The 11,496-nt window shown below is 62.8% G+C and carries 11 protein-coding genes and 2 tRNA genes; 6 read left to right on the plus strand and 7 right to left on the minus strand.

The genetic code is table 11. From position 1 onward, the window contains the following. Positions 1-6 precede the first annotated feature (6 nt). Positions 7-978: a malate dehydrogenase gene (locus HMPREF2734_RS04750; RefSeq protein ID WP_070569665.1), complete on the minus strand. Its 972-nt coding sequence runs from the start codon at positions 976-978 to the stop codon at positions 7-9. 180 nt (positions 979-1,158) lie between these two features. Between HMPREF2734_RS04750 and HMPREF2734_RS04755 the strand changes: the two genes are divergently transcribed. Beyond that, complete coding sequence (locus tag HMPREF2734_RS04755) at positions 1,159-1,884, plus strand: TetR/AcrR family transcriptional regulator (protein ID WP_070421297.1); 726 nt, start codon at positions 1,159-1,161, stop codon at positions 1,882-1,884. Between the two features lie 11 nt (positions 1,885-1,895). Here HMPREF2734_RS04755 and clpX read toward each other — a convergent pair whose 3' ends face one another. Then, the gene (gene clpX / locus HMPREF2734_RS04760; protein ID WP_070569667.1) at positions 1,896-3,170 is read right to left on the minus strand and encodes an ATP-dependent Clp protease ATP-binding subunit ClpX; all 1,275 of its coding nucleotides are present in this window, start codon (positions 3,168-3,170) and stop codon (positions 1,896-1,898) included. 207 nt (positions 3,171-3,377) lie between these two features. Between clpX and HMPREF2734_RS12005 the strand changes: the two genes are divergently transcribed. Further along, positions 3,378-4,022: a hypothetical protein gene (locus tag HMPREF2734_RS12005; RefSeq protein WP_070569669.1), complete on the plus strand. Its 645-nt coding sequence runs from the start codon at positions 3,378-3,380 to the stop codon at positions 4,020-4,022. Positions 4,023-4,093: 71 nt separating this feature from the next. Here the strand turns inward: HMPREF2734_RS12005 and HMPREF2734_RS04770 are convergent, their stop codons facing one another. From HMPREF2734_RS04770 to HMPREF2734_RS04790, 5 genes are all read right to left on the minus strand, one after another. Further along, positions 4,094-4,714, minus strand: a complete 621-nt coding sequence (locus tag HMPREF2734_RS04770) for an ATP-dependent Clp protease proteolytic subunit (protein ID WP_070421294.1) — start codon at positions 4,712-4,714, stop codon at positions 4,094-4,096. A 30-nt stretch (positions 4,715-4,744) separates the two neighbouring features. Then, positions 4,745-5,338, minus strand: coding sequence for an ATP-dependent Clp protease proteolytic subunit (locus HMPREF2734_RS04775; protein WP_070421293.1), 594 nt, complete (start codon positions 5,336-5,338; stop codon positions 4,745-4,747). 186 nt (positions 5,339-5,524) lie between these two features. Continuing rightward, the gene (gene tig / locus HMPREF2734_RS04780; protein ID WP_070484876.1) at positions 5,525-6,877 is read right to left on the minus strand and encodes a trigger factor; all 1,353 of its coding nucleotides are present in this window, start codon (positions 6,875-6,877) and stop codon (positions 5,525-5,527) included. An 80-nt stretch (positions 6,878-6,957) separates the two neighbouring features. Beyond that, positions 6,958-7,031 (minus strand) — tRNA-Pro (locus HMPREF2734_RS04785). A gap of 141 nt (positions 7,032-7,172) precedes the next feature. After that, positions 7,173-7,247 (minus strand) — tRNA-Gly (locus HMPREF2734_RS04790). Between the two features lie 89 nt (positions 7,248-7,336). Between HMPREF2734_RS04790 and HMPREF2734_RS04795 the strand changes: the two genes are divergently transcribed. Genes HMPREF2734_RS04795 through HMPREF2734_RS04810 form a run of 4 tightly spaced genes read left to right on the plus strand, consistent with a single transcriptional unit; the run spans position 7,337 to position 11,350 of the window. Beyond that, on the plus strand, positions 7,337-8,131 hold the full coding sequence (locus HMPREF2734_RS04795) for a hypothetical protein (RefSeq protein WP_070421289.1): 795 nt from the start codon (positions 7,337-7,339) through the stop codon (positions 8,129-8,131). A 52-nt stretch (positions 8,132-8,183) separates the two neighbouring features. Next, positions 8,184-8,960 (plus strand): electron transfer flavoprotein subunit beta/FixA family protein, encoded by a 777-nt coding sequence (locus tag HMPREF2734_RS04800; RefSeq protein ID WP_070484873.1) that lies wholly within the window; start codon positions 8,184-8,186, stop codon positions 8,958-8,960. 9 nt (positions 8,961-8,969) lie between these two features. Beyond that, positions 8,970-9,902, plus strand: coding sequence for an electron transfer flavoprotein subunit alpha/FixB family protein (locus tag HMPREF2734_RS04805; RefSeq protein ID WP_070453697.1), 933 nt, complete (start codon positions 8,970-8,972; stop codon positions 9,900-9,902). After that, positions 9,902-11,350, plus strand: a complete 1,449-nt coding sequence (locus tag HMPREF2734_RS04810) for a cytochrome b/b6 domain-containing protein (protein ID WP_083308085.1) — start codon at positions 9,902-9,904, stop codon at positions 11,348-11,350. The genes HMPREF2734_RS04805 and HMPREF2734_RS04810 overlap by 1 nt, the downstream gene beginning before the upstream one ends. Positions 11,351-11,496: the final 146 nt, after the last annotated feature.

The following is an 11,496-nucleotide window of genomic DNA, read 5'->3' on the forward strand; positions in this document are numbered from 1 at the left end:
AGCTACCTAGAACAGCTTGTCGGCGATCGCCGCCTCGTCCTTCAAGGCGGTGATGTTGGCGTCGATACGAGCCCGCTGATCGTCGCTGAGCTCCAGCTTTTCGACGACCTCCCACGCACCGTTTTCACCCGTCACCGGGAAGCCGAACACAAGCCCTTCGTCCACGCCGTACTGGCCCGTCGACGGCAACGCAGCCGTCGTCCACTTGCCAGCCGTGCCCTGTACCCAGTCGCGCATGTGATCCACCGACGCCGACGCTGCAGACGCCGCCGAGGACTTACCGCGCACCTCGATAATCTCCGCGCCACGCTTGGCCACGCGCGGGATGAACTCGTCGGTGTACCAGGTGCGATCCACCTCAACCGGGTTGCCGTCCACCGTGGCGTACGTGATGTCCGGGAACTGCGTATCCGAGTGGTTACCCCACACCGTCAGGCGCTCAATGGCGCTCGAGGCCACCCCGAGCTGCTGCGAGAGCATCGACAGCGCACGGTTGTGGTCAAGGCGCATCAGCGCGTTGAAGCGATCCGCTGGCACATCCGGCGCCGCCTTGTTGGCGATGTAAGCGTTCGTGTTCGCCGGGTTGCCGACCACCAGCACGCGGACGTCATCCGCAGCACCATTGTTGATCGCCTGGCCCTGGCCGATGAAAATCTTGCCGTTTGCAGCCAGCATGTCCGCGCGCGACTCGCCCTTACCGCGCGGCTTCGCCCCCACCAGGAACGCCGCCTGCGCACCGTCGAATGCCTTGTTTGCGTCGTCGGTCACCGTGATCTTGTTCAGAAGCGGCAGTGCCGAGTCGTTGAGCTCCATTGCCGTGCCCTCAGCCGCACGCACTGCCTCCGGGATCTCCAGCAGCGTCAGGTTCACCGGACGATCGGGGCCGAAGACGTCGCCTGCTGCCACGCGCCACAGCAACGAGTACGCAATGTTGCCTGCTGCGCCGGTAACAACGACGTTTGCGGGGGTCTGGGACATGATGAGGCCTCCTCTTTCTGTTTCTGTTTCCCCTTCAACCTACCCCCACAGGGGGCAACATTGGCCGGTACTGCGCCACTGATCTGCCAAGTGGTGCACGATGAGAGGAAGCAAAGAAGCGTATCGACGACCCCACCACACCGAACCACACCGAACCACACCGAAAGGGAGCCCACGGACATGGCCGACACCGCCGCACCCGAGACTGCCACCTCCCCTTCCCCCGGTGCTGTCGTCGATGCCGCGATTGTCGCGTTTGCCCACAACGGTTACGACGACGTCAAACTCAACGCGCTTGCACGCACCACGGGCATGAGCAAGCGCATGATCCACTACCACTTTGGTAACAAGCGCGGCTTGTACCTCGCAGCGCTCAAGGTGGCAAGTGCTCGCATCACCCCGCCTCAGGACATCGCCACCCGCTCCTACGCCGCCCCCGTCGAGGGGATGCGCCGCTACATCGACGCCCTCTACCACGCGTTTTTGGACCACCCCGACGGTGTGCGCCTCGTCCTGCGTGAAAACCTCGACCCCGTCGCCGCCGAAGAAGACGCCGCAGCGCTTGTCAGCGAGAACGAAGTACTCCTCCACGTTGAACGTCTGTTGCTCGCAGGCCAAGACGCGGGAGCATTCCGCCCCGGTATCTCCGCTGTCGATCTGCTCACGCTGGTCGCATCGCTGTGTTTCTTCCGCGTGGGCAACAGCCTGACCGCACTGAGCGTCAGCGACGTGGACTTTGCAAGCCGCCGCAACGTCGACGGCATGCGCCGCATGGTCATCGACACCGTGCTGACGTTCCTCACGTCCAACATCCCCTACTCCGGCTACGAGTCCTACCTCGAACCCACCCCCACTGCGGAAGAAGAAACCGCCGACGTCTACAGCGACGACGGCGGCCTAATCTAAGCAGAACTGCGTTACGCGGAGCGCTGCTTTTCTTCTTCAATGAACTTCGGTTCGCCCTCCCCGCGAGCGGCTGCCTCATCCAGCACAACCTCAGCGATGCCGTCACGATCCGGCAACTCGTACATCACCGGAACGAGCAGTTCCTCCATAATCGCACGCAGGCCACGCGCACCGGTCTTGCGCTCCGCCGCCTTGTCCGCGATCACACCAAGTGCCTCGTCGGTCACCGTCAGTTCCGCGCCGTCCATCGCGAACAGGCGCTTGTACTGCTTGACCAACGAGTTCTTCGGCTCCGTAAGCACGCGCTTCATCGAGTCGCGATCCAGATCATCGACGTGCGCGATGATCGGCAAACGGCCAATGAACTCGGGGATCAGGCCGAACTTCACCAGATCGCCCGGCTGCACCTGCGCCATCATGTTCGCCTCGTCGCGCTCCGACTTCGAGTCGATCTCCGCCCCGAAGCCGATGCCCTTCTTGCCCACGCGCTCCGCGATCACCTTGTCCAGGCCAGCGAACGCGCCGGCCACGATGAACAGGATGTTCGACGTGTCCACCTGGATGAACTCCTGGTTCGGGTGCTTACGTCCACCCTGTGGTGGCACGGACGCAACCGTGCCCTCCAGGATCTTCAGCAGCGCCTGCTGCACACCCTCACCCGAAACGTCGCGGGTAATCGACGGGTTTTCGGACTTGCGGGAAATCTTGTCCACCTCGTCGACGTAAATGATGCCGTGCTGCGCACGATTCACATCGAAGTCTGCCGCCTGCAGCAACTTCAGCAGAATGTTCTCCACGTCCTCGCCGACATAGCCAGCCTCGGTCAGGCTGGTGGCATCCGCGATCGCAAACGGCACATTCAACATGCGCGCCAGCGTCTGCGCGAGATAGGTCTTGCCAGAACCCGTCGGGCCAAGCAGCAAGATGTTGGACTTGGAAATCTCCACTTCCTCGTCCTTCGCACGGGCCGAAAGGTTCGACTCCTCCGCCTTAATGCGCTTGTAGTGGTTGTACACAGCCACAGCAAGCGTGCGCTTGGCCGCATCCTGGCCGATCACATACTCGTCCAGAAACGCAGTGATCTCCGAAGGGCGCGGCAAACGCTCTCCTGATTCCTCCTGGCGTTCTGCGCCGGCGAGCTCCTCTTCGATGATCTCGTTGCACAGCTCGATGCATTCGTCGCAAATGTAGACGCCTCCGCCCGCAATCAGTTTGCGGACCTGCTGCTGGCTTTTGCCGCAGAAAGAGCACTTCAGAAGGCTAGCGCTGTCATGCGTAGTGGCCATATGCGCGTATCTACTCCCGTTCCCTCGCCGAAATCTTCCCCAAGTCTAGTGGGTGCTGAACCCCACACCCTACAACGCACGACGACACATCCCTGTTCCCGTCCCACGCACCCAAAACGCGGTGGGACTAAACTAAGCGCATTGTCCTCGGAACGATCAGCTAGCCTAGACACATTCTTTGATGTGTCTGAAAGGAAATCCGTACCCGTGAAACGCAGCCGCGCACTTGCCACCATCGCCGCAGCGCTCATCGCCGTCCCGGCGCTTTCCGCCTGCGGCGGCTCGGACGACGAGGCACGCATTGCTGAACCGGTGCTGGATTTCCCCCAAACCAGCACAACAGCCACCCCAACCCCGACGACCACCACCTCCGAGGAGGACGACGAGACCACAACCTCCTCGTCCACAACCACGAAGAGCTCCTCGAGCTCCTCGTCGAAGACGTCCACCACGACGAAGTCGTCCACCAAGTCCAGCAGCAGTCGCCGCAGCTCGAGCGGATCCGGCAACTCCGGCGGTTCCGCACGTGAGCCAGAGGTCGCTCCCGCACCGGACGAGCCGGGTGCAGCCTGCGCATGGCCCGCACAAGGCTCGCAGGGCGCCAGCGACGAATACAGCACCTTCTGCGACCGTGAATGGGCCCGCACCGTCACACCAGACGGTCAGGACTACTACTGGGTCGCACGGGGCAACGGTTGGGCGTCTGTAGACCCGCAAAACACCGCAGACGGCGTGTGCTGGTCGCGCAGCGACTTCGAGGGCGCACCAGAAGCCATCCGTAACGCAGTGAAGTTCTGCGACGACGCAGCGCCGACCTCCGCCGACGTCGTGGAAACCCCAACCGAACAGTAGGTGGTTGTGGTGCGACGCCGGTGAGGGTGTCGTCGTAAAGCTAAAAAGCGCCCTTGCGGGCGCCTTTCTTTTTAGCCGTTGAGCTTGCGGTAGTCGAAGACCTGGTCGATGATCCCGTACTCCACGGCTTCCTCAGCGGTGAGGATCTTGTCGCGGTCGGTATCAATACGAACCTGCTCTGGCGTACGGCCCGTGTGGTGCGACAGCGTGTTCTCCATGAGACGACGCATACGGTCGATCTCAGCCGCCTGGATCTCCAGGTCCGAAACCTGCCCCTGCGTGCCCTGGGTGGCCGGCTGGTGGATCAGCACACGCGAGTTCGGCAACGCCGCACGCTTACCCGGCGCACCGGCCGCCAGGATGACCGCGGCGGCCGATGCCGCCTGGCCGAGGCACACCGTCTGCACGTCGGGGCGGACGTACTGCATCGTGTCGTAAATCGCCATCAACGCGGTAAACGAACCACCCGGGGAGTTGATGTACATCGTGATGTCACGGTCCGGATCCTGGGACTCCAGGACCAGCAGCTGGGCCATGATGTCGTTCGCCGACGTGTCATCAACCTGGGTGCCAAGGAACACAATGCGCTCCTCAAACAGCTTGCCGTACGGATCAATCTGCTTCGTGCCGAAGCTGGTCTCCTCCAGGAACTGCGGCAGCACGTAGCGGGAGCTGGGCATTTGGAAAGTCATAGTAAAAGTCTCCTCTTCTCGTTGCTTGCCTTAGTCGCCAATCGCGTGCTCGCCAGCCATGGCGGCATTCTCGATGACGTGGTCCACGATGCCGTATTCCTTGGCCTCCATCGCGGTAAACCAACGGTCACGGTCCGAATCCTTCGTGATCTGTTCGAAGGTCTGGCCGGTGTGCTCTGCGATAAGTTCAGCCATCTCACGCTTCGTCGCGGCAAACTGCTCAGCCTGGATCGCAATATCAGCAGCAGTGCCGCCAACACCTGCGGAAGGCTGGTGCATCATGATGCGTGCGTGCGGCAGCGCGTAACGCTTGCCCTTCGTGCCGCCAGACAGCAGGAACTGGCCCATGGAAGCAGCCAGACCCATGCCGTAGGTAGCGATGTCGCACGGGGAGTACTTCATCGTGTCGTAAATCGCCATACCTGCGGTCACCGAACCGCCCGGCGAGTTGATGTAAAGACTGATGTCGCGCGTCGGATCCTCAGCCGACAGCAGCAGAATCTGGGCGCAAAGCTTGTTGGCAATCTCATCATCCACCTGCTGACCCAGGAAAATAATGCGCTCCCGCAGGAGGCGCTCGTACACCGAGTCTCCCAGGTTCATACCTTGAGTCGGGGAAGTCATAACAGATGCTCCTTCGCTAGTTCGTCGTGTAACGCCACCACCCTACTCGCGCGCGCGAGGGAGTTGAACCTTGTTCGCTACCGGCGTACGGCCAATTCTTATCGACGACCCCACGCCCCCACACAAAAAGCGGCCGGAAGCGAAAGTTCGCTTCCAGCCGCCCAAAAACCCTTGGTTTAGAGGGGGTTACTGCTCCTCAGCAGCCTCGTCCTCTTCCTCGATCTCACCGAAGTAATCGTTCGGGTCAACCTTGTTGCCAGCCTCATCCTTCACCGAGGTGCGAGAGATAGCGGCGGCGAGGGCCTTGCCGCGACGCACGTCGGAGAACAGGTTCGCGATCTGGCCGGACTGCTGCAGCTGAGCCACGAACTGGTTCGGGTCCATGCCGTAGGACTGTGCGGTGAACAGGATGTGGTCGGTGAGCTCCTGCTGGGAAACCTCCGGCTGCTCTTCCTCTGCGACAGCGTCGAGGAACAGCTGGGTGCGCACGGACTCTTCAGCCTGCTTGCGGGACTCCTTGTCAAACTCTTCGCGGGTCGTGCCCTGAGCCTCAAGCAGCTGCGCCAGTGCGTTCTCGTCGTGAGCCATCTGGCCGAGCAGCTGGTGGAGCTGGTTGTGCACCTGCTCGTCGACGATCGACTCCGGCAGCGCGAACTCAACCTGGGCGAGGGCAGCCTTGAGGACCTCATCGCGAATGTCAGCAGCCTGCTTCGCCTTCGCGTTCTCCTCAACCTGCTCGCGGGTGGACTCACGCAGCTCGTCGACGGTGTCGAACTCGGACGCCATCTGGACGAACTCGTCGTCAAGATCCGGAAGCTTGCGCTCCTTGGTCTGCTGGACGTGGACCTTGACGGTCGCCTTCTTGCCCTTGTTCTCGCCGTACTGGATCTCGGTTTCGAACTCGTTGTCCTCGCCGGTCTTCATGCCACGCAGAGCGGTGTCCAGACCCTTCATCAGGTCGTCGGCGCCGACGCGGTAGGTCAGGCCCTCAGCGGAAGCGTCGTCGAGCTTCTCGCCGTCAATGGAAGCCTCAAGGTCGATGACCGCGAAGTCGTCGGTCTTCATCTTGCGCTTGGTGTCCTTGAGCTCACCGAAACGCTCACGCAGGGAGTCGAGCTCGGCGTCAACAGCCTCGTCGTCAACCTTGAGCTCCGGAACAGTGACCTCAATCTTGGAGAAGTCCGGCACCTTGATCTCCGGACGGACGTCGATCTCAGCGGTGAACTCGACAACATCGTTGTCCTCGATCTTGGTGACCTCAATCTCCGGCTGGCCCAGCGGGTTCAGGTCGTTCTCTGCCAGAGCCTGCTCGTAGCGGGTCGGCAGCATGTCGTTGACAACCTGCTCCAGGATCGGACCGCGGCCGAAACGAGCGTCGATCAGCTGGCGCGGAGCCTTGCCGCGACGGAAGCCCGGAATGTTGACCTGCTGGGAGATCGCCTTGTATGCCTGGTCGATCTCCGGGCCAAGCTCGTCGAACGGCACGCTGACGTTGAGCTTAACGCGGGTGTCGCTGAGCTTTTCGACGTTAGTCTTCACGGGTTTCTCCTGTACTTGTTTCAATCAACGAGTTTCAGTGCTTATAAGTGGCGGGCCCGTACAAAACGGGCCCGCCTTTGTCGGGGCGACAGGATTTGAACCTGCGACCCCCTGCTCCCAAAGCAGGTGCGCTACCAAACTGCGCCACGCCCCGTAGGCGGCAAAACCGCCACGGTATGAACCGAATCAGTAACCACTCAAGCGGTTCAGGTTGATCATTGTAGCGGGCGTTTATTCCAGGGTCACATCGGGGTAGAAGAAAACCGGTTCTGCATGCAGAACCGGTGGTCAAACGTGGAGGGAATGACGGGAATCGAACCCGCGTCTTCAGCTTGGAAGGCTGAGGTATTAGCCACTATACGACATTCCCATGCGTAGAAACGCTGCCTTAACGGCTGCTCGGAACTTTAGCGCAGGTTCACCCGTTGAACCAAACAACAACGAATTTTAGGAGGAGCCATGCTCGGTCTGTTGCTCATCGTCTTTGCTATTGGTGCGTTGATCATGCTGCCCACGATGGGTGGTGGCGGTCGTCGTCAAGTGCAATCGCGCCAGCAGGTGCAGATTTCTTTCGACGACGCCTACGCCGACGCCAAGCGATGGACCGACCGCCTCGGCTCGCAGGTGCTGAACCTCTCCGGCAACGATGCCGCCTCCACCCAGGCCATGGCGGACGCCTCCGAGCGGTTCAACGCCGCAAGCGCAGGTCTTGCCGACGCCCGCACGCCGAAACAAGCCATGCTCGCCCGCGAATCCGCGCTCGAGGGCCTGCACTACGTCAATGCAGCGCGCGAGATCATGGGGCTTCCCGCCGGTCCTGCGCTGCCAGAGTTGGAAGGCCAGCGCCAGGCAGGCCGCGTGACTGAACAACGCAGCGTGCGCCAAGAAGACGGCACCGTTGTTACCGCATCGCCCGTAGCCACCGAGGCCACCCCGCACTACTACCCCGGCGGAGCCGTCGCAGGCCGCCCCGTTCCTGCTGGCTGGTATTCCACCGCCTGGTGGGCCCCAGCGATGATGACGGGCATGTGGGCTGCGTCGTCGATGATGTTCTACTCCACCATGTTCGCCGGCATGTCCGGCGCAGCCGCACCCGAAGCGTTTGAGGCTGGCGGTCTCGGCGACGCTGCTGGCGCCGAAGGCATGGGCGACATGGGAGATATGGGTGATATGGGTGACATGGGTGGCGGCGATTTCGGCGGAGACATGGGTGACTTCGGCGGCGGCTTCGACTTCGGGGGATTCGACTTTTAGCCGTGCGCTAGACTGCGCACGATTGCCTACCCCCTACCTATAAGGAGTGGCCGTGCGTATTGCCGTGCTGCTGAAAGAGGTGCCGGACACCTACAGCGACCGCGAAATGAACCTGGAGACCGGTCTGACCGACCGCTCCGGCGACGTTGTTGCCGACGAAGTTGGCGAACGCGCCGTCGAAGCAGCGCTACGCATCGCGGAAGCACTTGACGACGACACCGTGGTCGAAATCCTCAGCGTCGGCCCCGAAACGTCTGCCGACTCGATCCGCCGCGGCATCGCCATGGGCGCCACCGAGGCCTACATCGTTTCCGACGACGCCCTGACCGGCGCCGACGCCACCCTCACCGCCGAGGTGCTTGCAGCGTTGATTCGCAAGAACGGTTACGACCTCGTCGTTACGGGCAACATGTCCTCCGACGGTGGCACCGGCGTCATCGCCCCCATGATCGCCGAACACCTGAACTGGCCCGTACTGACCAACCTGACGGAACTGACCGTCGACGGCACAAACGTCACCGCCACCCAGGCCTCCGACGGGGCGGTCGTCGAACTGCGCGCCGACCTCCCAGCCGTCGTCGCTGTTGCCGACGAGTTCGCCGACCCCCGCTACCCCAACTTCAAGGGACTCATGGCGGCGAAGAAGAAGGAGCTCAACACACTCACACTCGCCGACCTGGACATCGACGCGGAAGATTTCACCCACCCGCGCGCCATCATGGTCGCCATTGACAAGCGCCCGGCCCGCGAACGCGGCGAAATCATCGACGCCAACTCCACCGCCGCCGCGAAACTCGTCGACTTCCTCGAATCCAAAAACCTCATTTAAGGAGCACCCATGACTGAAATTCTCGTTGTCCCGGACCGCTCCCACGACGGCAGCCTCGACCCCCACGCCGCCGAACTCATCGGCGCGGCCTCCGAAATCGGCACCCCCATCGTTCTTATCGACGACCGCACCCACGCCGACGCCCTCAGCACCCTCGGCGCGGCCACGGTGCTGGTTTCCGACGCCCCACTTGTCGACGCCACCACCACCGCCCTCACCACCCTCAACCCCGCCGCCGTGTTGTTTTCCCACACCGTGCGCGGGCGCGAAACCGCCGGCCGTGTAGCCGTGCGCGCAGGCAAGGCGCTGTTGACCGACGCGGTGGCGGTTCGTCGAGACGCAGAAGGCATCGTCACCGACCACCAGAACTTCGGCGGCGCCTACACCGCGACTGCCGCTGCCACCCACTCCGCACCGATCATCACCGTGCGCCCCGGTGCTGTGGAAACCCGCGCCGCTGCCGTCGCAACGCCTGAGGTGCGCGACCTCAACGTCGAAACCTCCGGCGCACGCACCGCCGAGGTCGTCTCCGTCACGCCGGTCGAGCGCACCTCCACCCGCCCCGACCTGCTCACCGCAGACAAGGTCGTTGCCGGTGGCGTCTCGCTCGGCGACGCCGACATGTTCGAAGAACTCGTCGGCGGGCTTGCGGATGCCCTCGGCGCCGCCGTCGGCGCCACCCGCTCCGCCGTCGACGAAGACCAAGTCGCCTACGAAGCCCAAATCGGCCAAACCGGCGTACTGGTCAGCCCGAAGCTCTACATCGGCATCGGCATCTCCGGCGCTGTCCAACACCTGGTGGGCATGCAAACCGCCGACACCATCGTCGCCATCAACAATGACGAGGATGCCCCCATCTTCGACATCGCTGACTTCGGCATCATCGGCGACCTCTTCGACGTCGTCCCACAGATCATCTCCGAGATCGAGGCTCGTAAGTAATGCCCCAACTCCGACGCGGCCTGCCCCGTGTTCCCGGCGGCGAACCATGGCCCCCGCTAATCGACGACCCCACCACCCCGACCACCTGCGCACCCGCTGAGCCTGTCGCGGCGCCTGCCACTGTGTCTGCTTCCTCGCCGACCACCGGTTTGCGCCAGGGCCTACCTCGTACCCCGGGTGGTGAACCCTGGCCACCGGCCACCGCCGTCGCTGCCTTCGCAGGCGCTGCGGGCGCTGCTGCGGCTCCGTCCACAGCGACACCGAGCGAGCCTGACGCTGCTGCGACTAGCACGGCTGACGCAGCTGATCAGGCCACAGCTCCAGCTGCAACCCCCGCAAACACCGTCGAAGTTCCCCTGCGCCGTGGTCTCCCCCGCGTCACAGGTGGCGAAGCCTGGCCACCCGCCGGCACCGTCCACGTGCCCGCACCAGCCGAGCCCGAAGCCGCACCAGCTCCAGCACCGACGGCTGCACCAGCGGCCGCAACAACCGCCGACGCCACGCCAACGCCCGAGCCCGATTCGGCTCCGGCAGCAGCGGCAGCCCCAACGCCCGCAGCGCCTGCGCCGGTGGAGGTGCCGGCGGGGCGTGGGGTCGTCGATAAGCGATGGCTCATTCCAGCCCTCGTACTGGTCATCGCAGCATTCGTCGGCGCACGCTGGTTCATCGGCACCGACACCGGCGCCGACTTCGTCGCACGTTACGACGGAATGCAGCCACTACCCGACAACGCCCCCGTCGGCTTCCCCGCCTGGCTCAACTGGGCCCACTTCTTCAACATGTTCCTGATGGCGCTCATCGTCAAGACTGGTCTCGACGTGCGCAGAGAGAAGCGGCCGGCGGGCTACTGGACGTCGAAACGCAACGGCAAAAAGATTTCCTTGACCCAATGGCTGCACCAAACCCTTGACATCGCATGGGTCGCACTCGGCGTAGTGTTCTACATCCTACTGTTTGCCACCGGCCAATGGGTCCGCATCGTGCCAACCAGCATCGACGTCATCCCCAACGCCATCTCCGCAGGCCTGCAATACCTCGCACTCGACTGGCCTAACGAACACGGCTGGGTCCACTACAACGCGCTGCAAGAACTCGCGTACTTCACCACCGTATTCATCGCCTCCCCACTCGCGATCGCATCCGGCTTCCGCATGAGCTCCATGTGGCCGAAAACGTGGAACGGGGTGCCCGTCGCGTGGGCACGCGCCGTGCACTTCCCCACCATGATCTACTTCCTCATCTTCATGGTCATCCACGTTTTCCTCGTTGCGACGACCGGCCTGCGCGCCAACCTCAACGCCATGTTCGCCGCCCAAGACTCCACCTCCTGGACCGGCACCTTGGTATTCCTCGGCGCCGTAGCCGTCACCGCGCTCGGATGGTTCCTCGCCCGCGGATCCTTCGCCGCACCGCTCGCGAAACTGACAGGCAAAGTGACCAAACGCTAAAAGTCAAGACCCAGCCCAATCTGTGGATAACTTTCCGGCATGAGTCGGTGGGTTATCCACAGATTTTTTGTTGGGCCTTGTCGGTTGTTTGGAGGTTGCTTAGCGTTTATGTCATGGCATTTGTAGACCTTCTCGGCTTCCGGCTT

The organism is Corynebacterium sp. HMSC055D05 (genome assembly GCF_001810365.1).
Taxonomy (GTDB): Bacteria; Actinomycetota; Actinomycetes; order Mycobacteriales; family Mycobacteriaceae; genus Corynebacterium; species Corynebacterium coyleae.

Coding starts and splice junctions, on each gene's coding strand:
- HMPREF2734_RS04810 (WP_083308085.1), top strand. CDS start 9,902: ATGCCCCAACTCCGACGCGGCCTGCCCCGTGTTCCCGGCGGCGAACCA.
- HMPREF2734_RS04795 (WP_070421289.1), top strand. CDS start 7,337: ATGCTCGGTCTGTTGCTCATCGTCTTTGCTATTGGTGCGTTGATCATG.
- clpX (WP_070569667.1), bottom strand. CDS start 3,170: ATGGCCACTACGCATGACAGCGCTAGCCTTCTGAAGTGCTCTTTCTGC.
- HMPREF2734_RS04755 (WP_070421297.1), top strand. CDS start 1,159: ATGGCCGACACCGCCGCACCCGAGACTGCCACCTCCCCTTCCCCCGGT.
- HMPREF2734_RS04775 (WP_070421293.1), bottom strand. CDS start 5,338: ATGACTTCCCCGACTCAAGGTATGAACCTGGGAGACTCGGTGTACGAG.
- HMPREF2734_RS04750 (WP_070569665.1), bottom strand. CDS start 978: ATGTCCCAGACCCCCGCAAACGTCGTTGTTACCGGCGCAGCAGGCAAC.
- HMPREF2734_RS04770 (WP_070421294.1), bottom strand. CDS start 4,714: ATGACTTTCCAAATGCCCAGCTCCCGCTACGTGCTGCCGCAGTTCCTG.
- HMPREF2734_RS04805 (WP_070453697.1), top strand. CDS start 8,970: ATGACTGAAATTCTCGTTGTCCCGGACCGCTCCCACGACGGCAGCCTC.